Here is a 23,405-nt window from a genome sequence, read left to right on the forward strand (position 1 = left end):
GGATTAACCCTTGAGCCCGGCCAGCATGACGCCACGAACGATGTAGCGCTGCAGCAGCAGGAAGACGAGGAGCGTCGGAATGGTGCCGATGGCCGCGCCGGTCATGATCAGCTCCCACTGAATGGATGATTCAGCCGAGAAGCTCGAAATGCCCACGGGCAGGGTATAGAGCTCCTTGGAGGTGGTCACGATCAGCGGCCAGAAGAAGGCAGTCCAGTTGCCGAGGAAGGTGAAGATGGCGAGCGCCGAGATGGCAGGCACCACCATCGGCATGGCAATCTTCCACCAGATGGTGAATTCGTTCAGCCCGTCCACCCGCGCGGCCTCGAGGAAATCGTTCGGCACGCCCTCGAAGAACTGCTTCATCAGGAAGGTCCCGAAGGCCGTCATCATGCCGGGGAACATGATGCCCCAATAGGAATTGAGCCACCCCAGCTGGCTGGACATTAGATACCACGGGATCACCAGCATTTCGGTGGGGATCATCAGGGTCGACAGGATCGCCAGGAATATGAAGTAGCGGCCGCGGAACTGAAACTTGGCCAGCGTATAGCCGACCAGGCTGTCGAAAAATACGTTCGAGGCCGTGACGGTCAGCGCAATGAAGGTGGAATTGAAGAACCACTGCATGAAGCGGCCGTCACCCAGAACCTTGATGTAGTTATCGAGAGTAGGAGCCGCCGGCACCAGCCGCAGGTCATAGACCTGGGCCGAGGTCTTGAGTGACGTCGAGAACATGTAGAGCAGCGGCGTGATCATGATGAGGCCGCCAATGAACAGCAGGCTCCAGACAATGATGCGGCCGGGGCGAATGTCGCGGCGGTTGGCTGCCAACTCGGTGGTTGTGATGGCGGTCATTTCTTTTCCCTCAGCACATAGAGCTGGAGCAGGGAGACGACGAGCAGGATGGTGAACAGCACCACGGTCTGCGCGGCGGCATAGCCCATTTGATAGGACGAAAAGGCGGTCTGATAGATCATGAGCACGAGGGGCTTAGTCGAGTTCAGCGGACCGCCCGGATCATTGGTGGTCATGTTGTAGACCTGGTCGAAAATGCGCAGGAAGCCTATCGAAGAGAACACGACCAGAAACACCGTGGTTGGCTTGAGCAGCGGAATAGTGATCTTCCTCAGGATTGCCCATTCGCCCAGCCCGTCGATGCGAGCAGCTTCGTAGAATGTGCCAGGGATGGCGCGTAGCCCTGCCATGAAAATGATGACCTGGAAGCCGAGCCCCGCCCAGATCGCCGGGACAAGGACCGAAATCAGCGCCTGGTCAACCGAACGCAGGAATGGCTGCTGCGCAATGCCTATGGTGCTCAGGAACCCGTTGATTACCCCGATCGGAACCGGCTGGTAGAACCAGCGCCAGACCCAGCCCATGGCTGCTGCAGTGGTCAGGAAGGGCAGGAAATACAGCGCGCGAATGAAGCTGTGCATGAAGCGCACGCGGTCAAGATAAAAGGCGATCACGAAGGAGGTCACCAGGCTCACCGGCGTGCCGATGATGAGATAAAGGAAGGTGTTGTTGAACACTTTCCAGAAGATCGGGTCTGCGAACATCTTCTGGTAGTTTGCAAGACCGATAAACTGTGCCGGACGCAACAGGTCCCAATTGGTCAGCGACAGCCAGAACGCCTGAAACGTCGGATAAAAGCGGATTCCTGCGTAGAACAGGATGGGCAGGGTCAGGAACGTCCAGGCCCAGATGACGCGTTTGGTGCCGATGCTGAGGCGATCCGAGAAGCGAGCCGGGTTTGTTTGTGAAGTTGCGTTTGCCGACGGCATGTTCGCTCCTGCGTGTTCTTTTAGGCCGGCGGCAGGAACCGCCACCGGCCATGTTGGATGGCTCTAACTACTGGCGAGCCTGGTCGATGATCGCCTGCTCGGCCTGTGCAGCCTGGCTCAGTGAATCCTCGATAGACTGATTTTCCAGCAGCACGCGGTTGACCATGTCGATCGCGGTCTGACGCTGGGCAGCTTCATCGTAGAACTGGGTGGTCTGCGCATATTCCAGACCCTTGAGGAACGGCCCGAGGATCGGGTCCTCCAGGTTCTTGTCGGTCAGGGCTACATCACGGCGGGCGGGGAGTTCACCCACGACATCGAGCCAGATCTCCATGGCTTCGGGCGAGGAGATGTACTGAAGGAACTTCTGGGCAGCTTCGAGTTCTTCGCCCTCGGCCGTGGCGCCGATCGCATTGGCAAAATAGCTCGAATAGTTCGAGCGCATGCCATTGGCGTCGGCCGGCAATTCCACCACGCCCCACTCGAACGGATTGCTTTCGAAAGCACCCAGGCGGAACGTACCGTCGATGGTCATCGCGGCCATGCCGGCGCGGAAGGCCGCCTGGCCTTCATCCATGAAGCCCACGAGACCCACTTTGTGTTCGGTCTGGAGGTCGGTGTAGAACTTGAGCGCTGCGGCACCGGCTTCACTGTCGTAGGCCACATTGCCTTCGGCATCATAGGGCTCGCCGCCGTTCTGGCGCACCAGCACTTCGCGCCACCAATGGTGGTCCTGGCCCGCCATGTCCAGCGTGATACCTGCAGAGGTGATGTTACCGCCGCCATCGCGTTTGGTGGTCGCTTCGGCTGCAGCGACCAGTTCTTCGAGATTTTGCGGCGGCTGCAGACCGGCCTCATCGAACAGGGCCTTGTTGTAGAACAGGGCGAGCGAGCGCACTGCAGTCGGCAGGCCGTAATAGCTATCGCCGCGCTTCATTGCGGAAACGATCGGGAAGAAATCGGATTCGATTTCCGCATGGGGGAACACAGCCGGGTCGAGCGGCTGGATAAGTCCGCCATTCACGAACTGGTCGGTCCAGCCATAGAACAGCTGCACCACGTCCGGACCCTGGCCAGCAACCTTGGCGGCGACGACGCGTGTCTGGTAGTCGGCATAAGGGAAAGTGGTCTGCTTGACCGTGATGTCCGGGTTGGCTTCCTGGAACTTGGCGATCAGTTGGTCCATCGCCTGCACGCGACTGTCGAACACATACTGCCAATATTCGATTTCGACCGCCTGGGCGGAGCCCATGGCCAGCAGGCTGACGCCAGCGGCCAGCCCGGCCAGTTTTGCCTTGGTGAGCATAGATACAATCCTCCATTCGGCTATCGATCCTCCGACAGCCTTCTCCATGAGCCGAGGCGGAAAGCCCCCTCTAGCGCATGCTAGCGTCGGATATCCGAAGTTGGCTTGTCAATAAAATAATCTAGTTGAGTTATTCTGCTCCCCGGATAGTTTAGCCACAACGAGGTATCTGGGGCTTGGAGGAAGCTGGGATGAACGGCTTCGATAAGAAAGATCTGCGCCAGCGAGTTGCCATCGGGTCCAACCCCGAGCGGAACCGTGCGCACAATCGCCGCGTCGTCCTGGAAGTAATCCGGATGCACGAGCACCTCGGCCGCACCGAGATTGCCCGCAAGGCCCATCTCACGCCGCAGGCCGTTGCCAACATCGTCGATGAGCTGCTCGGAGAAGGTCTCCTTATTGACCTTGGCCGGCTCCGTTCGGGACGAGGCCAACCGCCCATCCAGTTCGCCGTCAACCCAGACGGCCCGCTGACAGCGGGCGTTGAAATTGCCGCCGATCATATGGTCACCGCGTTACTCGACCTGTCCGGCGGGGTACGGGGCCATTCCATCATCAGGCTCGAGGAAGCCGGACCCGACACTGTTCCCGGCCGCGTGGCCGAGGAAGTCGCCCGCCTCGAAGTTAGTCTTGGAGCCCACCGCAGCAAGCTTCTCGGCATCGGCGTCGTCATGCCGGGTCCTTTCGAGATTGAGGGCATGAGTTCGGTCGGTCCGGCCACTCTGCCCGGCTGGACCGGCGTCGATCCCACGGCTCTTTTTGCCAAGGCAACTGGCCAGTCGGTCATCGTCGAAAACGACGCCACCGCGGCCGTAGTCGGCGAGCGCCTGTACGGGGCCGGGCGGCAATTGGGGAATTTCTGTTACCTTTACTTCGGCGTCGGCCTCGGTCTTGGCGTCATCCAGGATGGCCGCCCCCTTCGCGGCGCCTTCGGCAATGCCGGTGAAATTGGCCATGTCGGCCTTGTTCCGCGCAACGGCACCCCGCGATACGGCCCTGCCGGCGCTTTGGAGCGCTTTGTATCCGTCTTTGCCCTGCGCGAGCGCCTTGCGATGGCCGGCATCTATGCCGCGACGGTCGACGACATCCAGGCGCTTCACGACGATGACAATCCGACGCTGCGTGACTGGATCGGCATGGCTGCCGATTATCTGGCGCCCACCGTCGCCATGCTCGAGAACATCTTTGACCCCGAAACCGTGATCTTCGGCGGCGGCCTGCCCGATTCGGTGCTCGAAGCCGTTATCGCCGCGCTCGAGCCCCTCCCCGTCTCTGTCGCCACGCGGCCAAAACGCTCCCTGCCCCGCGTCCTGCGCGGCCAGACCGGCCAACTCACCGCCGCGCTGGGCGCCGCCGCCCTGCCGCTCCTTGATACGGTTTCGCCCCATCTCAGTGTCGCCAACCCGACCGGCTGACCGCTCCCAAACCCGGATGACTGCCATGCTGCCTGATCGTGAACGCCTGCGCCGCCGTGCGGCTTCGCCCCGCCTCGTCGCGCTGCATCGTGCGCTGGGGCGCCTGCGCTCGACTGTTACGGTGATGAACACCGGCGCTCATCCCGACGACGAACACAACGACATGCTGGCAACCCTGCGCCACCAGCACGGCATGCGCATCGTCGTCGCCTGCTCCACCCGCGGCGAAGGCGGCCAGAACACGCTTGGCCCGGAGCGCCTCGGCGCACTGGGCGTCGTGCGCACCCGCGAAATGGAAGAGGCCGCCCGCATCATCGATGCCGATATTGCCTGGCTTGGCCATGGTCCCGACGATCCCGTCCATGACTTCGGCTTTTCCAAATCGGGCCCGGACACCCTTGCCCGCTGGGGCGAGGAGATGATCCTGGACCGTCTCGTCCGCGCCTATCGGCAGTTCCGCCCCGACATCGTCATAACCACGTTTCTCGATGTCGGCGGCCAACACGGCCACCACCGCGCCATGACTCAGGCGGCCAAGACGGCTCTCAATCTAGCCGCCGATTCCGCTTACGTGACCGAAGGGCTCGCGCCATGGCGCGTGGCGAAGTTCTACTTGCCCGCATGGTCCGGCGGCGGCGACACCTATGACGACGAGCTTCCTCCGCCACCCGCAACTACCCATATCCGAGCCAACGGCCCGGATGCCGCAACCGGCATGAGCTACGACCGGCTCGGCGAAGTGTCCCGTGCCTACCACGCCAGCCAAAATATGGGCTTCTGGCACCATCCGGCCCAAACCGAGTGGCCTTTGCATCTTCTGGACGGCTCCCAGGAAGCCAGCATTTTCGACGGTTTGCCCGCGCGACTGGCCGACTTGGGCGACTCGCCCCTGTTGGCCAAAGCCGACGCCGCGATCGACCGGGCGCTGGTACATTTTCCCGATAGCCCCGCCATCCTGAGGGCCTTGAGCGAAGCTCGCCAAGCCATCGCAGGCGCACTAGGCCAAGTAGCAACCGAGCATGCACACCGTCTCGACCGCAAGCTGCGCGAGATCGACGCTGCCATGGCGCTTGCTGCCGGCATCGACATTTCGGCCGCTGTTTCGTCCGACAGCGTCATTCCTGGGGGTAGCATCGAGGTGTCGATCGAAGCCGATCCCGGGAGCGCGGAAGCGCTCACAGCCATGGTGATGACCAGCCCCGCGTTCGCGCCCGTTCCCGCAGTGATGCCTCTCACGGGCGGTGGCTCCACGATCACCCTGCAAGCGCAGCCCGACGCTCCGATCACCAACGCCTTCCACCCCGACTGGCAAAGTCTGGGCGGCAACGGCATTGTTTTTCTGCAGATCGAAGCGGTGATTGGCGACGACACCATCATCTTCGCCATCGATACCGATGAGCCGGTGCAACTGGCGCCCACTCATCCACTGTCCATCGAACCTGACGCGCTGATCCTGCCTTCCGGCCTCGCTGCGCCCCGCATGGTAGCCGTGAAGGCAAATAGCCCCACAGAGCGAATTGGCATCGAGCCCTTGCCCGGCCTCAGCATCACAACCAACCCCGGCCAGCTCACCGTCACGCCCTCCCCCGAACTGCCAGCGGGCCGTCACAGCCTGCCCCTCAGCGTTGCCGGCACGCCCGCCTACGCCGTTGCCCGCATCGCCTATTCTCATATTGGCCGCACGCGCTTTGCCCGTCCGCTGACCCTGGATGTGCTGGCGCTGGATCTTGTCGTGCCGGAAACCCGCATCGGCTATATCGGCGGCGGCGCTGACCGGGTCGGCCTGTGGCTACACCGCATGGGTGCGGAAGTATTGGAGCTCGGTGCCGACGCTCTCGCCGGCGACCTCTCCGGCTTCGACACCATCGTTATCGGCATTTTCGCATTCGGCACGCGTCCCGATCTTGCCGCCGCGACCACGAGGCTCCATGCCTGGGTACGTGGGGGCGGTCATCTGGTCACCCTCTATCATCGGCCCAGCGACGGCTGGAGCCCCCAATCGACGCCGCCCCTGCCGCTGACCATCGGCAGCCCATCGCTGCGCTGGCGCGTCACCAATCCGGCCGCTGAAGTGAAATTCCTCGCTCCGGACCATCCGCTTTTTGCCGGTCCCAATCGCATCACTGCCGCCGATTTCGAAGGCTGGGACAAGGAGCGCGGCCTGTACTTTGCTTCCGCCTGGGATGAAGCCTATCAGCCGCTTCTCGCCATGAGCGATGCAGGCGAAGCCCCACTTGCCGGTTCACTCTTGTCCGCCCGCCTTGAGCTTGGACGCCATACGCACACCAGCCTCGTACTCCACCACCAGATGGATCGATTGGTCCCCGGCGCCTTCCGGCTGATGGCAAACCTGCTGCAAGCCGCCTGACATGCTGCCCACCGGCCCTTCGCGCGCCGGCGTCGCCTGGCTCATGAGCGACATGCTGCTCGTTACCGTCATGACCGTGCTGGTCAAACTGGGCGGCGCGAGCTACCCGGCCGTGCAGATGGTGTTCATCCGCTCACTGATCGGTCTGTTGAGCGTATTGCCCTTGTCCTGGCGCCAGCGGCAGGCCTTGCGGAAGACCCGGCAATGGGGGCGTCATGGCTTTCGAGTGCTGTGCAGCACCATCGCGCTAAACGCCAACTTCGCGGCGCTGACCGCGCTGCCGCTGGCGCTGGTCATTGCTATCAGTTTCATGCGTCCTCTGGCGGTGCTGGCGCTTGCCACCTGGCTCCTGGGCGAACGCTCAGGGCCCTGGCGCTGGATCGGTGCCGCCATTGGCTTTGCCGGCGTGCTCGTGATGGCGGGGCCCGGTCAATGGAGCTGGAACTACGGGCTCGTTGCGGCGCTCGCCATGGTGGTTTTCGGGTAAACCGATTTTCTGCGTAGCCTGAAGCGCTGTTCCGGTGCGGCCGCATGATTCTCGTGCGGCGAAATTCCGAGGCGCCCCGGGCTCGGTCAGTTGCTCAGCAACTCGGTGAAACGGCTCGGTTCATCACGTTGGACTTGCGGCTTCAGCCGATAGGAGAGTTCGACCACCCCGTTCCGGAACGAATTGGTCTCAACCAATTCGAGGTTCAGGCCATCCAACTCATCGAACCAGGGTGGTCCGGCAGAGACGGTCGGGTAGACAAAGAAGCGGAAGACATCAACCAGATCAAGCGCAATTGCCCGCCGCGCAAGGCTGGACCCGCCGGACAAGAGAATTGCCTTACCCTCTTCGCCCTTGAGTTGGTTGATCGTTCCTAACAAGCCCGTGTCGTCGGCCGCGGTTCGCTGCTCCATGTTGTTCCAGCGTTGTAACTGCCGCTCTTCACGCGAGATCACCACCTTTCGGTAATCATGCATGTGCTGAGCCATGCGCTGGTTGCTGGCGCTGCCTTCGCCACTTTCAAGCGCAGAGGGCCAATAAGAAACCATCTCGTCATACGTGGAATGGCCCACCAGGATCGTATCGTAATCGGCGTAGTGCGCCACGATCGCCTCGTACTGGTCTTCGGTGACTGAGGCTACCCAGGCATAAGGCGCATCGAGGCGCCCGTTCAAGGTCGTCATCATCTGCAATACGAGTTCGCGCATGTTCTCTCTCTAATTGAGTTATCTATTTGGCTAAGTTTCATGGCGCGGATCGCTATAAGGATTGCGGTTGTTTAGTTTTCGACTAAACGAGCGAGTTGGCTCGTGACCGTCCCCCAGCCATCGTAGAACCCCATGTCCTTGTGCATGTCACGATCAGCGCCGTTACGGTGCATCACCAACGCCCGGTAGGCGGTTCCCTGTTCATGCTCATCCAAAGTGATGATAGCCGTCATGAACGGTTGCTCAGCCGGGCGCCAGCCAACCACCAGAGCATTGGTGAAGACAATTCGGCGCTGCGGCTGAACCTCAAGGTAGCAGGCGTCGATATGCGGGCCGAATGGCGCGCCGCCTTCGCTGATCCTGGTCACCAAAGCGCCGCCGGGCCGCACATCCATTGCCTCAACGCGACAGCGTGCGGGGGCCGGCACCCACCACTGCTCGAAACTGGCTGGATTGGTCCAGGCGGCCCACACTGCAGCAGGCGGTGCCTTGATGATGCGGCTGATCTCAAGGTCTCGTTCAACGTCCAGTGTCATACCCTATCCTTTCCGGTGACGAAGCGCTCCAACCGGTCTGTCCGGCCTTCCCAAATCTGCTTCTGCTGCTCGAGCCAGTCTTCCACTTCGTGGAAGGTTCGCTGGTCGATCTCGCAGGTGCGAACACGACCTTCCTTGTGGGTGCGGATCAGCCCGCTCTTTTCCAGAAGCCGGATGTGCTTGAGAAAGGAGGGCAGCGCCATATCGAATGGCTGGGCCAGATCACCCACGCTGGCCGGCCCACGGCCAAGCCGGCTCACGACCGCCCGCCGCGTTGGATCAGCCAGTGCCTGAAAGAGGCCATCGAGGTTGTCCGATTGGTTTTCCATTTGGCTAACTTACATCTCCCAATACTTAGCGCAAGGGATAAGTTTGTATTGCCAGTCACCACGGCTGCGATCAGGGCACTCTGCCGCAGAAGCGGCGTTCCACTCAGATGTTCATCGGTGCGGTTGCGATGCCACGCAGGTTCAGGGCGTCCTGGCTCGGCGCAGTACCGAAGTGGCGGCGGTACTCGCGGCTGAACTGGGAAGCGCTCTCGTAGCCGACCCTGAACCCCACTCCCGTAACATCGTTGGGATGGGTCGCCAGCAATAACCGCGCCTCCTGCAGCCTGATCTGCTTTTGGAACTGAATGGGGCTCATGGCGGTGACCGCCTGGAAGTTACGATAGAAGGCGGAGATACTCATACCGGCGAACTCTGCCACATCTTCGACTTTAAACGATTTCGCATAATGCTCGCGGATCCAACCCACGGCCCGAGCGACATGGCTAAGGTGGCTGTCGGCAAGGCCCAATTGACGGACGACGCTGCCTTGCTCTCCCACACTGAGCCGCCAAAGGATTTCCCGTTTGATCAGCGGCGCCAGTACTGCGATATCGCGCGGAGTTTCGAGTAGGCGGAGCAGACGCAGTACCGCATCCATCATCGCCATAGGCGCGTCGCTGACCAGCATGCTGGATGGCGGCGGTCCGTATCCCCGCCGCAGGCCGTCGGAACCCGCTTGAAGCAGCAGTTCAGCCACGGTCATGGGATCAAGCACAAATCCAAACCCAAGCGCGGGATGATCTGGACTGGCATCCAGGAACTGGCCGGATACCGGCAAATCGATAGATGCTACCAGGTACTGTCCTGGGCGGTATTCATATACACGGTCGCCGAGTGCGATGCGTTTTGTACCCTGCGCAACAAGCGCCATTACCGTTCCGGACATGGTTTGTTCGTGAGCGGACACATCGTGTCGCGCAATCATGATGCCGGGAATAGGCGTGCTCGTATCAGGCCTGGCGTGACGGTCGATCAGGTCCCGAAGTTCCGCGATACGCATGTCCATGGTTCGACTTTCAGTCACATCACATCTAATCCTGAGCGGAGTTTCTTCCTGACAGTAGCATCGTGCAAGGCGATTTCAGGAGGAGACATCTGCGAGAACTTGCCCCTGGCGGCACTCAGGTACCCCTCGAGCACCTGAGCAGTTTGTGTGGAGACCCGTGTTTAGCCCGCTTTGGCAAGCTCAACGGCGTCTGGCCCGGCAGGGAAACGAAGCTGGCCTGACACGTCATTGGCCGCTGCCCAGACAGCCTCCGCAACATCGCTCTCCTTTGTGGTGAGAGCGGGCTTTGCATACGCCGCAAATATGGGTTGCGCAAAGGACTGATAGGCTGGAGGGATCAGATCGTCGATGTTCAGCGCCGAGTTGTGCGAGAAGCGCGTCGTAGGAGCGTAGCCAGGTTCGACGAGCTTGACCCGGATGTTGAATGCGGCAAGTTCGTGCGCCAAGGAGCCCGTGAAGCCCTCTATAGCCATCTTGCTGGCTGTGTAGGCTGCGGCCAGGGGCATTGGTGCAAGTGTAGCGCTTGACGTCACGTTCACGACGACGCCCGAGTTCTGCTCCCTGAACAATGGCAGGACCGCTTGCGTCATTGCCATCGCTCCGAAGGTATTGGTGTCGAATACCTTGCGGATATGGCTCATCGGGGTTGCCTCGAACGCCCCGACGACGCCGATACCCGCATTGTTGACCAACACGTCGATCGGGCCGCTTGCTTCCAGCGCTGCTGCAATGCTCTGTTCGTCGGTAACATCGAGTGCAACAACCCGGAGGCGCTCTGAGCGAGGCAAGACCTCTGCATCGGGTTTGCGCATCGTGGCGATGACGTTCCAGCCCTGCGCAAGAAAGTGGCGGGCCGTTTCCAGCCCATAGCCTGACGAACTGCCGGTGATCATGACGGTCTTCATGGTGTTTGTCCTTTTGGTACAACGGCGATCCCCTTGATCGCCTGACACCAACTAAGCACCACGGGTCATCCAGGCGTTATCATCAAACTCCCAGGTTATTGCACGATCCTACCTTGCTTAAGAAAAAAGCGAACCGAAGTGTCGTGACTCGTAAGCGGGAGGCTGAAGCGTGTGGCGGGCCCAACGGAGGCTGCTCCACCCGCTGCAGCAGGTGGTTCGAAGGAGCCAGTAATAACTTCCAAAAATATGGTGATAGAGATTTTAGTGTGGGATGGTTGATTAGTTTGTCGTAGTCAGCTATTTGATCCTTCAATAATCGTTGAGATATTGAAATGAGGCTTGAAGAACCGCAGGCGCTGGATGCATTCGGGGCGCTGAGTCAGGAGACACGGCTCAGAATGGTTCAAACGCTGGTGCAAGCCGGGCCGGACGGCATGTCAGCAGGTGCTATTGGCGAGAGCGTTGGCGCATCCTCCTCGGCCGGTTCGTTTCATTTGGCTCATCTCGAGCGCGCCGGCTTGATCAAGTCGCGCCGGGAATCCCGATCCATCATCTACACCGCCAATTTTGAAGGGCTTGCTGCCTTGGTCGAGTTCCTGATGCGGGACTGCTGCTCGGGTCACCCCGAGATCTGCGCCCCGGCTGCGGTTGTTGCCGCCGAATGCGGCGGCCGTTCCGGCAAGGAGATGACCGCGAACTGCTGAAGCTCACATCGAGCGCAAGCACCTCGGCGCCAAGCATGGCGTTTCTCTCAAATTTCCCGTACCTGGCGTAGATCCATGTCCATATTCGAACGGTACCTGACCCTCTGGGTGGCAATCTGCATCGTCATCGGCATTACGGCCGGTCATTTCCTGCCCGGGTTTTTCCAGGGGCTCGGGGGCATTGAGATCGCCCAGGTGAACATCCCCATGGCGGCGCTGATCTGGCTGATGATCATTCCGATGCTGGTGCGGATAGACTTCATGAGCCTGGCGCAGGTCGGCAATTACTGGCGCGGCATCGGCGTAACCGTCTTCATCAACTGGGCCATCAAACCATTCTCAATGGCGCTGCTGGGCTGGGTGTTCATCGGCTGGCTGTTCCGGCCATTGCTGCCCGAAACACAGATCGATAGCTATATCGCCGGGCTGATCATCCTGGCCGCGGCGCCATGCACCGCAATGGTGTTCGTCTGGTCCAACCTGGTGAAAGGGGAACCCCACTTCACCCTGAGCCAGGTGGCGCTCAACGACGCCATCATGGTGATCGCCTTCGCCCCCATCGTCGGCCTGTTGCTCGGGCTATCCGCCATCACCGTGCCTTGGGACACGCTGCTGCTTTCCGTGGGCCTCTACATCGTCGTGCCGGTGGTCGCGGCGCAGCTTTATCGGCGTTGGCTGCTGGCCAATGGCGGCACCGATGCCATGAACCGTGTGCTCTCTATCCTGCAGCCAGTCTCGATCGCCTCGCTGCTCCTGACGCTGGTCATGCTGTTCGGTTTTCAGGGCGAGCAGATCGTGGCCCAACCCACAATCATTCTGCTCCTGGCCGTGCCAATCCTGATCCAGGTCTATCTGAACTCCGGGCTGGCCTATTTTCTCAACCGTGTTTCCGGCGAACAGCATTGCGTTGCCGGCCCGTCCGCCCTGATCGGCGCGTCCAATTTCTTCGAACTTGCCGTAGCTGCTGCGATTGCCCTGTTCGGCTTCAACTCCGGCGCCGCCCTGGCGACCGTTGTGGGCGTGCTGGTCGAGGTGCCGGTCATGTTGTCGGTGGTCTGGATCGTGAACAGGTCGAAGGGCTGGTATGAGCGCGGCGCGGCTGTCCGCCACAACATCCAAACGAAGGCAGCAGAATGAGTGTCACCATCTATCACAACCCTGGATGCGGCACCTCGCGCAACACGCTGGCCATGATCCGGCAGTCCGGTGTCGAGCCCATCGTCATCGAATACCTCAAGACCCCGCCGTCACGGTCCAGGATCGTGGAACTGGTTGCAGCCGCTGGCATGTCGCTGCGGGATGCGCTGCGGAAGAAGGATACGCCCTATGAGGCACTTGGTCTGGCTGATCCTGCCAAGACCGATGACGAGCTTCTCGATGCTATCGAGGCGCACCCGATCCTGTTGAACCGGCCTTTTGTCGAAACCTCGATCGGCACCCGCCTGTGCCGGCCATCCGAAGTCGTGCTCGACATTCTGGAGAACCCCGATATTGGGCCCTTCGCCAAGGAAGATGGCGAGGTCATCATCGATGCCGAAGGAAAGCGGGTTGTCTGATCTGCCGATATGGACGCAGGAGTTAGCCGCACGGTCGCATGAAGCCGCCGAGCGGCTTAGATTGTGGCTACACGTATCACCCGGGGCCTTTCCGAGTATCGGACCTTGCGCTAGAGCAAACGCAAGGAAGCTGCAGTCAAACTCGAGGAGCGGGTCGGCCCCAGGTTGATCCAAAATGACATGACCGAGATCGCAGCGCCGGCACCCCTTTCGGGCCGCTCATGGTTCATTACCGGCCTTGGCGTAGCCCAGATCTCCTCCTGGGGTTCGCTCTACTATTCGTTTCCGCTCATCGCTGCGGCCATGGAACCGGAACTCGGCTGGTCCAAGACCGAGATCTATGGGGCTTCCACCATCGGCGTGCTGCTTTCAGCAGTGCTTTCCATCCCCGTCGGCGCCGCCATCGACCGGGGGCACGGACGCTGGGTGATGGCGGGTGCGTCCATTTTTGCGGGAGCCCTGCTGGCACTCTGGGGCATGATGGACAGCATCCTGCTGTTCTATCTGGCGGCTGCCGGCGTGGGTGCACTGCAGGCGGCGACCTTGTATGAACCGGCCTTTGCAGTGATCGCGCGGCGTACCGGCCCTACGGCGGCCAGAGGCGGTATCACGGCTCTCACGCTTTGGGGTGGTTTCGCCAGCACGATCTTCGTTCCCCTGGTCCAGTTGCTTCTGGACCTCTATGGCTGGCGACAGGCGCTTGGGGTACTCGCCGGTATAAACATCCTGCTGTGCGCCTCCATCTACTTTCTGGTGATCGACCCAGCACTGGACGCGCCGAAGCTGAGCCAGCCGCCGGGTACGCAGCGTCGACCTCATCTGCGGGAGGCACTGCGAAATCCAGTCTTCTGGTGGCTCGCCGTGAGCTTCACGGCCTACGCCGCCAGTTTCTCTGCGCTTCTCATGCATTTCTATCCGATGCTCGTCGAACGTGGCTTCAGCCAACATATGGTGGTGGCGGCCATGGCGCTGATCGGCCCCGCACAGGTGGCCGGCCGCGTCTTCATCATGGCGTTCGGCAAGGGGGCATCCGGTCGGCTGATCGGCTCAGTCGTCGTTCTCGGCTTCCCTATCGCGATGGCTGTGTTTGCCTGGGGTCCCGCCGAATTCCTGATGGTTGCCGGCGCAGCTGTCCTTTATGGCGCCGCGAACGGCATGATGACCATCGTTCGGGGCATCATCATCCCCGAGCTTGTGTCCAAGGAAGACTACGGCGCCATCAACGGAGCACTGGTGATGCCCATGACAATCGCAAGGGCACTGGCACCGCTTGGTGCCGCGGCACTATGGTCATGGAGCGGCAGCTATGCCGGGACCATGGCTGCGGTGGTCGCAGCCGCGGCACTGATGACCCTGACGTTCTGGTTGGCGGCGGCCATTTCGGTCAACTCCCGCCATAGTTAGTTACGCCCGCGCTCACAGGACGTCTCATGCAACAGATATTGGATCGTGCATCTGTCCCTCTGGTGAGTGCGGTTGCGGAGCGCAGGATTCCGGGCGGTGTATTGGGGGTTGTGGATGCTGCGGGGCACAGGGAGGTGCGGGCGTTCGGCAAGGCGCAGCTTGTGCCTGTTGCCCGGGCAATGAAGGTAGAGACGTGGTTCGATCTCGCCTCCCTGACGAAGGTGATCTTCACCACCACGCGTATATTGCAACTGTCGGTGACGGGGGTGATCGACCTCGATGCGCCGCTGACCACCGTCATTCCGGACTTTGTGCAGCACTATCCGGATAGCTGGTTGCGGAACGTGACGTTTCGGCAGTGCCTAGGGCACCAGACCGGTTTTCCAGGAGTGTTTCCGCTTTATACCTACGGGAATGACCCTGATTTGTTGCGGCAGTTCGTGCTGCACCGGGACTGGCAGGCAGGTGCTCCGGTCTATTCCGATATAAATTTCATGCTCTTAGGCATCGTCCTGGAACGCCTTGAGGGTAAGTCCATCCGGGAGATGGACCCGGGACCTGGCTTTGCCTGGGCGGCCGATCCGGCTCACGCTGCGGCCACAGAACACTGCCCCTGGCGGCGGCGGGTGCTGGTGGGAGAGGTGCATGACGAGAACTGCGCGGCCCTGCAGGGGGCTGGGCATGCGGGGCTTTTCGGTACGGCTTCGGCAGTGCTGGACTACGCGCTGGATGTCCTAAACGTTAGCAGAGTGTTACCCGCGACAGTGTCATTAATGCGCGAACCGCTAAGCGACCGGCGAACGCACGGGTGGGAGCGACGCCATACGGGATGGTCGGGTGGCGATGGTTGCTCGGACGAGACGATCGGGCATACCGGTTTTACCGGCACGGGATTGTGGATCGACTTTGCCAAGGGCCGCGCCTGGACGCTGCTGACCAATCGTGTTCATCCATCACGGCACTTCGACAGCGGCATTGTTGCACTGCGTCACGCCGTCGGAGATCTGGTCAGCCAATAGGCAAGCGGGTCAGCTTGCTGCAGCCGGTCGGGATTGGGCGGCGGCACGGCGGAGGAAGCCGTCGGCGCGCGCAAGGGCGCCTTCGGCATCAGAGACTTCAAGGCCGGTTAGCGCCATGAGGATGGCAAGCTTTACGTTGTTGCGGCTGGCCGCAAGATGGCGCTCAGCCTCTTCGGGAGTGCAGCCGCTCGCTTCAACGAGAATGCGAATGGCGCGGGCGGCGAGCTTCTCGTTGCTGACAGACAGGTCAACCATGAGGTTTTCATAGGTCTTGCCAATGCGGATCATGCTGGCGGTGGTCAGCATATTGAGGACCAGCTTCTGGGCCGTGCCGGATTTAAGCCGGGTGGAGCCGGTGAGGGCTTCGGGGCCGACCACCGGCGAGATGGCGATATCGGCAAGGCGCGCAATGGTGGAACCAGGATTGCAGGACAGGGCCACCGTGGTTGCACCGATGCTCCTGGCATATTCCAGCGCGCCGATGACATAGGGCGTGCGGCCGCTGACAGCGATACCGACGATGACGTCGTTGGCGGAAGCGTTGGCGCGCTCGAGATCGCGGCGGCCTTCCTCGGGATCGTCTTCGGCGCCTTCGACGGGATTGCGCAGCGCGGTGTCGCCGCCAGCAATGATGCCCACCACCATGGTATTGGGCACGCCAAAGGTGGGTGGGCATTCCGAAGCGTCGAGGACACCGAGCCTGCCGCTGGTGCCGGCACCGAGATAGATCAGCCGCCCGCCATTGCGAAAGGCGTCGACCGTGCGGTCCACCGCTGCGGCAATTGCCGGCAGTTCAGCCTTGACCGCTTCGGCCACCCGAGCGTCTTCAGCATTCATTGCCGCCAGGATTTGCGGCGTCGTCATGAGGTCGATCTGCAGGGTTTGAGGGTTGCGGGCCTCTGACACCAGGTTCCCGAGTTCCGCGATCAGGGTGTTTTTTGCCATCGTGCCTTCACTCAAATTCTGACAGGATGCTAGGAGCGATTATTCCAGCTGTCAACGAAACCTGGAATTATGTATTCCTGTGTCGAACGCGGATTGGGGAAAGACATGTCGGTTCTGAAGGTCCTCGCGGCACAACTCGAAACCATGACCCAGGCTGACCGGCAGATCGCCGGGTTCATCATCGACCATCCGGAAAAAATGCTGACGCTCTCATCGGCCGGGCTCGCGGAGGCGACCGGACGCAGCCAGTCGAGCGTCGTCAAGTTCAGCCAGAAGCTCGGCTACTCGGGATACCAGCAGCTCAAGCTGGCGGTGAACAAGGCCAAGGCCATCGAGTGGCAGACGCCGGGCGGCGTGATCCACGGCACCATCGAAGCAAGCGACAGCTATATGACGATTCTGCAGAAGCTGATCGGCAGCAAGCTTCTTTCCATGCGGGAAACTTCGGCGGCCAATAGCGAGCCCACGATCGATCTGGCACTGGCGGCACTGACCGATGCAAGGCGCATCCAACTCGCCGGGGTAGGCGCTTCATCCCTGGTCGCCAAGGACTTTTCCTATAAGCTGCTGAAGCTGGGGCGGGCGGTGCTGCTGGACAGCGACACCCACATCCAGATCTCCAACGCCTCGGTGCTCAATGGCTCCGACGTGCTGATGGCGCTGTCTCATTCAGGGCGCAGCCTCGAAACCTTGCGCATCGCCGAACTGGCGAAAAAGCGCGGCGCCAAGATCATCTCCATCACCAGCCTGCAGCCCAACCCCTTGCTCGACCTGGCGGATATCAGTCTGTTCACCGTTGGTGATGAAGAGCGGGTGCGGTCCTCAGCGATTACCTCTCGGGATGCCCAACTCATGCTCACCGACATGCTGTTCATCCTGCTGCTCCGCCGCCAGCCGGATGCCTACGACTACATCCATGACAGCGAAACCGCGGTGAAGATACTCAAGGTCTAGGGCGAGCCAGAGCATGGCACCGTCATCGAACTGATGTAATATTCTATTCTTGACACTGCCGCACTTCAGGAATTTACTATTCCTAAGGCTGGTGTGCTGGGAAGGCTGCCGGGAGAGGACCGCCATAGGTGGTGGAATAGTCGGAGACGCCAACTTGGCTCAACTTTCGCTGCGTGGCATCAAGAAGAGCTTCCGGAACGTCGACGTGCTCCATGGCATCGATCTGGAGATCGGCGACCGCGAGTTCGTGGTGTTCGTGGGCCCGTCGGGCTGCGGAAAATCGACCCTGTTGCGGCTGATTGCCGGGCTTGACCCCATGAGTGGCGGGGATTTCCTGCTGAACGGCAAGCGCATGAACGATGTGCCGCCATCCCGCCGAGGCATCGCCATGGTGTTTCAATCCTATGCGCTTTACCCGCATATGGACGTCTACGAGAACATGGCGTTCGGCGCCCGGCTGATGGGTTTGGACAAAGCAGAGGTGGAAGCACGCATCGCGGAAGCTGCGCGCATGCTTCGGCTTGAGCCATTATTGCTGCGCAAACCACGCGAGCTTTCTGGCGGTCAGCGGCAGCGCGTTGCCATTGGCCGCGCATTGGTGCGCAAGCCGCAGGTGTTCCTGCTCGATGAGCCCCTATCCAACCTCGATGCTGCGCTCCGATCGGACGTTCGCCTGGAAATTGCGCGGCTGCATCGCCAGATCGGCGGCACCATGATTTACGTGACCCACGACCAGGTCGAGGCGATGACGCTGGCCGACAAGATCGTGGTGATGAATGCCGGGCGCATCGAACAGGTCGGCTCCCCGCGCGATCTCTACGAAACGCCGGCGAACACATTCGTCGCGACCTTCATTGGATCTCCGCGCATGACGCTGGTGGATGTGAAGTGCGAAGGCGGCCGGCTGGTGCTGCCGGAGGGCGGTTCGGTTCATGTTGGCGCTCTGCCCCAGGTGAGCGAACTCAAGCTGGGTCTGCGTTCGGACGCGGTGAAACTCGATCGGGAAGCCGGCGGCGAGGGATTTGCCGGCCAAGTCGTCTACACCGAATATCTGGGCGATAATGCCTATGTCTATGTCCGGCTGGCCGATGGAACGCTGCTGGCGGCCCGCACCGGGCCGGATGATCTGTTCGAGCCCGATCACATGGTGACCGTTTCGGTCGAGCCGGGGTCGGTGCATCTGTTTTCCGCCGAGGATGGCCGACGACTAGTGCCATAGGCGCGGAGGGAAGTGCCTGCACGTGCTCATTTGCATCAAGAGAGGGAACACATGAAAACCAATATCATCCGTATCGGATCTGCCCTGGCGGCGGTGCTCGTTGCCGCACCGGCGCTGGCGCAGGACCTGACATTCTGGAGCTGGCGCCAGGAAGACCGCGCTGCCTACGAGCAGTTCATCGAGACTTTCGAAGCGGCCAATCCAGGCATCACCGTCAACTTCGAGACCTTCGAAGCCACCAATTACAACACCATCCTCTCCACCGCTCTGGCCGGTGGCACCGGTCCGGATGTGATGATGGTGCGTGCCTATGGTGGGCTCGAGAACGTGGCGTCGGCCGGCTACCTGGAGCCGCTTTCCACCGAGACAATTCCGGCGCTGGCCGACTTCTCCGAGGCTTCGCTGGCGGCTGAAAGCATGCGGTCAGACGACACAATCTATGCCGTGCCGTTCGCCAGCCAGACCCAGCTCGTGATCTATAACAAGGCCCTGTTCGACGCCAATGGCATTGCCGAGCCACAGAGCTGGGAAGAGCTGGAAGCAGCGAGCCAGACACTGCTCGACGCCGGCATCATTCCGTTTGCCAATGGCACCGCTACCGCCTGGCAGAACGAGACAGTGACGTTCGGTCTTGGGTCCTCCCTTATGGGCAAGGATTTCTACGACGAGCTGATGGCCGGCACTGCCGACTTCACCGATGAGCGTTTCACCAGCGCCCTGGGGGAGATCGCCGAGCTTGCCGCCACGTACTTCCCCGATGGTTTCATCGGCCTCGACTATGCGTCGGCTCAACAGCTTTTCGGTTCCGGCATGGCCGGCATGTTCGTTGGCGGCTCCTATGAGCTGGCAACTTTCAGGAGCATGAATCCCGATATCGAACTGGGTGTCTTCGCCGCACCTGGCGCAGCGGCCGAGGACGAAAAGCTGGTCGGTCTTTATTTCGATGGCGGCTATGCGGCCAATGCCGCGGGGGCCAACAAGGAAGCGGCACTGACCTTCCTCAACTACCTGGCGGGCCAGGAATTCGGACAGGCCTTTGCCGATACTTTGAGCAACATCTCGACCGTGCCCGGCGTCACCTTCCAGGACCCGCTGCTGGCCGAGGTCAATGAACTCAAACAGTCCTCGATCCCCTACCTGATGCTGGCCCATTTCCGCTACGGCGAGCCTTCGGGTTCGGTGCTGATCCAGTCCGAGATGCAGAAGCTCTTTGCCGGGGAAACGACGCCCGAAGCCATCGGCGAGGCGCTGACCACCGGTCTTGCCGCCTGGTACGAGCCCTTCAAGAACTGAAATCTCCGGCGGTCCCTCCAGCTGTGAGGGGCCGCCACTTTCCAGCGCCAGAACGAAGCGAACCCCCATGCCCCAACTTCGGATGACCGGCCGCGGCCTCTGGATCACCGTGCTGATCGTCCCGCCGCTGGCCTTTGTGGCGCTGTTTATCGTCTACCCGATCTTCTCTGCGTTCGCCTATGCCTTCTTCGACTGGCAGGGACTGCGCCGCGGCGACTTTATCGGGATGGAAAACTTCCATGCCGTGCTGTTCGTCGAGCCCTATCGCAGCTGGACCCTGAACGCGTTCAAGAACAACGTCGTCGTCTTCTTTGCATTGATGGTGCTGCAGAACGGCCTTGGCTTCCTGCTCGCCTACGCGCTGTGGCGCGAATTGCCCGGCGCTCGCTTTCACCGCATCGCGGTATTCCTGCCGGTGGTACTGTCGACCATCATCGTCGCCTATCTCTTCAAGCTCTTTCTGCATCCCCTGTTCGGCGTCGTGAACATCAGCCTTCGTGGGCTTGGACTGGGCGAGTTGGCGCAGCCCTGGCTGGGGCAGAGCAACACAGCGCTGTGGTCGCTGATCGTGGCGCAAGCCTGGCACATGGTGGGGTTCCCCACGCTGGTGTTCCTCGCAGGCATGCAGCGCATTCCCGGCGAAATCCTCGATGCCGTTCGCATGGAAACCGAAAGCGAGTGGGTCAAGATCACCAAGATCGTCTGGCCGCTTGTCGCGCCCAGCGCCACCATCGTCTTCACGCTGTTGTTCGTGGGCGCATTCAACTGGTTCGAGCTGCCCTATATCATGGCCGGGCTTGACGGTTCGCCCTTCGGCTCGACCGACGTTCTGGGTCTCTATTTCTACCGTACCGCATTCGGCAATGTGTCCTCGGGCCAGCAGAATTTCGGACTGGGGAGTGCGCTGGCCGTGCTGATCTTTATCTTCATTGCGCTGGTTGCCACGGTGATTACGGTGCGGCTGCGGGCGCGGGAGATCCAGCTATGAGCGCGGACGCGAGCACCTATTACGAACGCCGCGGCATCATGGGTGCGCTGGGGCGCGATGGCCTGCTGCAGATCATCCTCGTTGCCAACACCATCATCATGCTGGCGCCCATCGTCATCATGGTTTTCTCGGCGTTCAAGACCACGCCGCAGATCTTCCAGTCGCCATTTGGGATTCCGGATTTCACGCAGCTGGCGAACTTCGCCAAGATCTGGAGCGAGACCAATTTCCTGCGCTATTTGCTGAACTCGTTTTTCGTCACTGGCACGTCCATGGTGCTGATCCTGACGCTGGGGACCATGGCGGCCTATGCCATCGGGCGCTACCAGTTCACGGGCGCGAGCTTTATCCTGATGTTCTTCCTCGCCGGACTGACGCTGCCGCTCAAGCTCGCCATCATTCCGCTGTTCATGCTGATGCGGGACCTTTCGATCCTCAATAACCAGCTGTCGCTGATTTTCGTCTATACCGCGATGGGCCTGCCCACGACCGTCTTCATCATGACCGGCTTCATCCGCACCCTGCCCAATGAACTCGAAGACGCCGCGCGCATGGACGGGGCAAGCGAAGCGCGCATCATGTGGTCGATCATGCTGCCGCTGGTGCGGCCCGCCATGGTGATCGCCGCCATCCAGAACGTGGTGCCGATCTGGAACGACTTCTTCTTCCCGCTGGTCTTCATCCAGAACGACGATCTCAAGACCCTGCCGCAGGGACTGACCACGTTCATGGGTGAATACACCACCGACTGGGGCGTGCTGTTTGCCGGGCTGACCCTGTCTGCGGCGCCGATTATCGTGATCTATATCCTGCTCTCCAAGCAGTTCATTGCCGGCATGACATCGGGTGCGATCAAATGAGGCTGGCGCGTGGACTGATCGTTTCGTGCCAAGCAAGGTCTGACAACCCGTTGCACGGGCCGCAATTCATGGGCGCCATGGCGCTGGCGGCACGTGATGGCGGCGCCGTAGGCATCCGGGCCAACGGGGCGGCTGATATTGCGGCCGTCAAGGCTGCGGGATTGCCGGTCATCGGGATCAACAAGGTGTTTTCGGCGGATCGGCCGGTTTATATCACGCCAAGCTTCGAGGCGGCAGCGGAAGTGGTGGCGGCGGGCGCCGACGTGGTGGCGCTCGATTGTACCGAGCGGCCACGGCATGGCGAGGCGCCAGCGGTTTTGATACGGCGCATCCGTGACGAGCTGGGCGCGGAGGTTTTTGCCGACATTTCCACCCTTGATGAGGGGCTGAAGGCCGCCGACTGGGGCGCGCACTATGTGGCGACGACGCTGTCGGGCTATACGGCTCAAACCGAGCCACGGCCAGACCAGCCCGATCTGGCGCTGCTGGAGGCGCTCGCCACGCGGCTCTCGCTGCCGATCGTGGCCGAAGGACGCTTCAATTCGCCCGACCTCGTGCGGCAGGGCTTTGAGGCCGGGGCCTTTGCGGTGGTGGTGGGAACCATGATTACCAATCCACGCGAGATCACCCGCATGTTCATCAAAGCAGGCGTGCCGGCGTGATGCGACCCGTTCACCTTGGCATCGACATCGGTGGCACGGCCTGCCGCTGGGTGGCGTGCGACGACGCTGGCGTGGAGATCGCGCGCGGCCGGGGACCGGGCGCGACGGGGCATTTGTTCAATCCGGCGGAAAAGACGCGGCTTGAAGCAGCACTGACGGCAATATCAGCGGCACTGGATACCGAGGCGCTCGTGGCACAATCGGTGACGGCGGGGATCACCGGCTATGGCTCGGCGGTATTCGGGCAGTTGCAGGCGCTTGTGCTGCCGATCTTCGGGGTCGATCCGGCTCGCCTTATCATCACCGACGACATCGTCATGGCCTATGCCGCGAACTTCGCGCCGGGCGAAGGGCATCTGGTTTCGGCGGGGACGGGTTCGATCGGAGTGTTTATCGGAGCTGCTGGGGAAGGCATTGTGCGCGTCGGCGGGCGCGGCATATTGATCGACGATGCCGGTTCGGGCAGCTGGATCGCATTGCGGGCGCTCGACCAGATGTTCCGCACGCTGGACCACAAAGGCAATTTCGAAGGCTGCGAAAGCCTCGCACACCACCTCCTTGAAGCCGTGGGTGGCGCCGAGTGGCACGACGTTCGCCAGTTCATCTATTCGGGCGATCGCGGGCGCATCGGCACGCTGGCCCTCGCCGTGGCCAAGGCGGCAGCCGAGGATGACAGGAACGCACAGGCAATTCTGCAACGCGCGGGCGAAGAACTCGCGAACCTGGCGCTGGCCCTCATCGCTCGCGCAGGAAAACGCCCGGTCGGCTTTATCGGCGGCGTCCTGGGCCTGCATCCACTCATCGCCGAGACGATCAGGCAACAACTGGCCGGCATCGAGGTTCGCATGCTGGACGGGGAAGCAGCGCTGGCCGCGGCCCGGCTACAAACCAGCAGTGACGCAAGCTGGCGCGAAACGCTTGCCCGCCGATCCTCGATCAGCTGAGCGACTGCGTA

Annotated in this window: 24 protein-coding genes; 15 read left to right on the forward strand and 9 right to left on the reverse strand. The window is 61.4% G+C overall.

Annotated elements, in window-relative coordinates; translation table 11 throughout:
• Positions 1 to 3: 3 nt before the first annotated feature.
• From C8264_RS08620 to C8264_RS08630, 3 genes are all read right to left on the reverse strand, one after another.
• Positions 4 to 858 carry a carbohydrate ABC transporter permease gene (locus tag C8264_RS08620; RefSeq protein ID WP_108460562.1) on the reverse strand — a complete coding sequence of 285 codons (855 nt, stop codon included), beginning with the start codon at positions 856 to 858 and terminating at the stop codon, positions 4 to 6.
• Positions 855 to 1,787, reverse strand: coding sequence for a carbohydrate ABC transporter permease (locus C8264_RS08625; RefSeq protein ID WP_108460563.1), 933 nt, complete (start codon positions 1,785 to 1,787; stop codon positions 855 to 857). Before C8264_RS08625 ends, C8264_RS08620 begins: the two co-directional genes overlap by 4 nt.
• Before the next feature lie 67 nt (positions 1,788 to 1,854).
• A complete protein-coding gene (locus tag C8264_RS08630; RefSeq protein WP_108460564.1) occupies positions 1,855 to 3,093 on the reverse strand; it encodes a sugar ABC transporter substrate-binding protein in 1,239 nt (412 codons plus the stop codon).
• 191 nt (positions 3,094 to 3,284) lie between these two features.
• Here C8264_RS08630 and C8264_RS08635 point away from each other — a divergent pair, with 191 nt between their 5' ends.
• From C8264_RS08635 to C8264_RS08645, 3 genes are read left to right on the forward strand one after another with little or no spacing between them, the layout of a single operon-like run.
• On the forward strand, positions 3,285 to 4,508 hold the full coding sequence (locus C8264_RS08635; protein WP_108460565.1) for an ROK family transcriptional regulator: 1,224 nt from the start codon (positions 3,285 to 3,287) through the stop codon (positions 4,506 to 4,508).
• 25 nt (positions 4,509 to 4,533) lie between these two features.
• Positions 4,534 to 6,876: a PIG-L family deacetylase gene (locus tag C8264_RS08640; protein ID WP_108460566.1), complete on the forward strand. Its 2,343-nt coding sequence runs from the start codon at positions 4,534 to 4,536 to the stop codon at positions 6,874 to 6,876.
• Between the two features lies 1 nt (position 6,877).
• The gene (locus C8264_RS08645; RefSeq protein ID WP_108460567.1) at positions 6,878 to 7,363 is read left to right on the forward strand and encodes a DMT family transporter; all 486 of its coding nucleotides are present in this window, start codon (positions 6,878 to 6,880) and stop codon (positions 7,361 to 7,363) included.
• 86 nt (positions 7,364 to 7,449) lie between these two features.
• Here the strand turns inward: C8264_RS08645 and C8264_RS08650 are convergent, their stop codons facing one another.
• The 5 genes from C8264_RS08650 to C8264_RS08670 all read right to left on the reverse strand — a co-directional run bounded on the left by C8264_RS08650 (position 7,450) and on the right by C8264_RS08670 (position 10,846).
• Positions 7,450 to 8,070, reverse strand: a complete 621-nt coding sequence (locus tag C8264_RS08650; RefSeq protein ID WP_108460568.1) for a dihydrofolate reductase family protein — start codon at positions 8,068 to 8,070, stop codon at positions 7,450 to 7,452.
• 71 nt (positions 8,071 to 8,141) lie between these two features.
• On the reverse strand, positions 8,142 to 8,606 hold the full coding sequence (locus tag C8264_RS08655; RefSeq protein ID WP_108460569.1) for an SRPBCC domain-containing protein: 465 nt from the start codon (positions 8,604 to 8,606) through the stop codon (positions 8,142 to 8,144).
• Positions 8,603 to 8,935: an ArsR/SmtB family transcription factor gene (locus tag C8264_RS08660; RefSeq protein ID WP_108460570.1), complete on the reverse strand. Its 333-nt coding sequence runs from the start codon at positions 8,933 to 8,935 to the stop codon at positions 8,603 to 8,605. The genes C8264_RS08655 and C8264_RS08660 overlap by 4 nt, the downstream gene beginning before the upstream one ends.
• A 103-nt stretch (positions 8,936 to 9,038) precedes the next feature.
• Positions 9,039 to 9,941, reverse strand: coding sequence for an AraC family transcriptional regulator (locus C8264_RS08665; protein ID WP_205245641.1), 903 nt, complete (start codon positions 9,939 to 9,941; stop codon positions 9,039 to 9,041).
• Positions 9,942 to 10,102: 161 nt separating this feature from the next.
• Positions 10,103 to 10,846 carry an SDR family oxidoreductase gene (locus tag C8264_RS08670; protein ID WP_108460571.1) on the reverse strand — a complete coding sequence of 248 codons (744 nt, stop codon included), beginning with the start codon at positions 10,844 to 10,846 and terminating at the stop codon, positions 10,103 to 10,105.
• 332 nt (positions 10,847 to 11,178) lie between these two features.
• Between C8264_RS08670 and C8264_RS08675 the strand changes: the two genes are divergently transcribed.
• The 5 genes from C8264_RS08675 (at position 11,179) to C8264_RS08695 (ending at position 15,529) form a co-directional block, all read left to right on the forward strand.
• Entirely contained in the window at positions 11,179 to 11,550 is a 372-nt protein-coding gene (locus C8264_RS08675; RefSeq protein WP_108460572.1) for an ArsR/SmtB family transcription factor, read from the forward strand.
• A gap of 75 nt (positions 11,551 to 11,625) precedes the next feature.
• Positions 11,626 to 12,687, forward strand: coding sequence for an ACR3 family arsenite efflux transporter (gene arsB, locus C8264_RS08680; protein ID WP_108460573.1), 1,062 nt, complete (start codon positions 11,626 to 11,628; stop codon positions 12,685 to 12,687).
• The gene (arsC, locus tag C8264_RS08685) at positions 12,684 to 13,106 is read left to right on the forward strand and encodes an arsenate reductase (glutaredoxin) (protein ID WP_108460574.1); all 423 of its coding nucleotides are present in this window, start codon (positions 12,684 to 12,686) and stop codon (positions 13,104 to 13,106) included. The genes arsB and arsC overlap by 4 nt, the downstream gene beginning before the upstream one ends.
• Positions 13,107 to 13,286: 180 nt before the next feature.
• Complete coding sequence (locus tag C8264_RS08690; RefSeq protein ID WP_108460575.1) at positions 13,287 to 14,510, forward strand: MFS transporter; 1,224 nt, start codon at positions 13,287 to 13,289, stop codon at positions 14,508 to 14,510.
• A 26-nt stretch (positions 14,511 to 14,536) separates the two neighbouring features.
• Complete coding sequence (locus C8264_RS08695) at positions 14,537 to 15,529, forward strand: serine hydrolase domain-containing protein (RefSeq protein WP_108460576.1); 993 nt, start codon at positions 14,537 to 14,539, stop codon at positions 15,527 to 15,529.
• A gap of 9 nt (positions 15,530 to 15,538) precedes the next feature.
• Here C8264_RS08695 and murQ read toward each other — a convergent pair whose 3' ends face one another.
• Entirely contained in the window at positions 15,539 to 16,474 is a 936-nt protein-coding gene (gene murQ, locus C8264_RS08700) for an N-acetylmuramic acid 6-phosphate etherase (RefSeq protein ID WP_108460577.1), read from the reverse strand.
• Between the two features lie 105 nt (positions 16,475 to 16,579).
• On the opposite strand from murQ, the gene C8264_RS08705 reads away from it, so the two are divergent.
• From C8264_RS08705 to C8264_RS08735, 7 genes are all read left to right on the forward strand, one after another.
• Positions 16,580 to 17,428 carry a MurR/RpiR family transcriptional regulator gene (locus tag C8264_RS08705; protein WP_108460578.1) on the forward strand — a complete coding sequence of 283 codons (849 nt, stop codon included), beginning with the start codon at positions 16,580 to 16,582 and terminating at the stop codon, positions 17,426 to 17,428.
• Between the two features lie 154 nt (positions 17,429 to 17,582).
• Positions 17,583 to 18,647 (forward strand): ABC transporter ATP-binding protein, encoded by a 1,065-nt coding sequence (locus C8264_RS08710; RefSeq protein ID WP_108460579.1) that lies wholly within the window; start codon positions 17,583 to 17,585, stop codon positions 18,645 to 18,647.
• Positions 18,648 to 18,698: 51 nt separating this feature from the next.
• A complete protein-coding gene (locus C8264_RS08715; RefSeq protein WP_108460580.1) occupies positions 18,699 to 19,940 on the forward strand; it encodes an extracellular solute-binding protein in 1,242 nt (413 codons plus the stop codon).
• A 67-nt stretch (positions 19,941 to 20,007) separates the two neighbouring features.
• Positions 20,008 to 20,928 (forward strand): carbohydrate ABC transporter permease, encoded by a 921-nt coding sequence (locus C8264_RS08720; RefSeq protein ID WP_108460581.1) that lies wholly within the window; start codon positions 20,008 to 20,010, stop codon positions 20,926 to 20,928.
• A complete protein-coding gene (locus tag C8264_RS08725) occupies positions 20,925 to 21,788 on the forward strand; it encodes a carbohydrate ABC transporter permease (RefSeq protein WP_108460582.1) in 864 nt (287 codons plus the stop codon). Before C8264_RS08720 ends, C8264_RS08725 begins: the two co-directional genes overlap by 4 nt.
• The gene (locus C8264_RS08730) at positions 21,785 to 22,450 is read left to right on the forward strand and encodes an N-acetylmannosamine-6-phosphate 2-epimerase (RefSeq protein ID WP_108460583.1); all 666 of its coding nucleotides are present in this window, start codon (positions 21,785 to 21,787) and stop codon (positions 22,448 to 22,450) included. Before C8264_RS08725 ends, C8264_RS08730 begins: the two co-directional genes overlap by 4 nt.
• Entirely contained in the window at positions 22,450 to 23,394 is a 945-nt protein-coding gene (locus tag C8264_RS08735) for an N-acetylglucosamine kinase (RefSeq protein ID WP_108460584.1), read from the forward strand. Before C8264_RS08730 ends, C8264_RS08735 begins: the two co-directional genes overlap by 1 nt.
• The last annotated feature ends 11 nt before the right edge of the window (positions 23,395 to 23,405 follow it).

The sequence above is a fragment of the Devosia naphthalenivorans genome, assembly GCF_003056355.1.
GTDB classification, from domain to species: domain Bacteria; phylum Pseudomonadota; class Alphaproteobacteria; order Rhizobiales; family Devosiaceae; genus Devosia; species Devosia naphthalenivorans.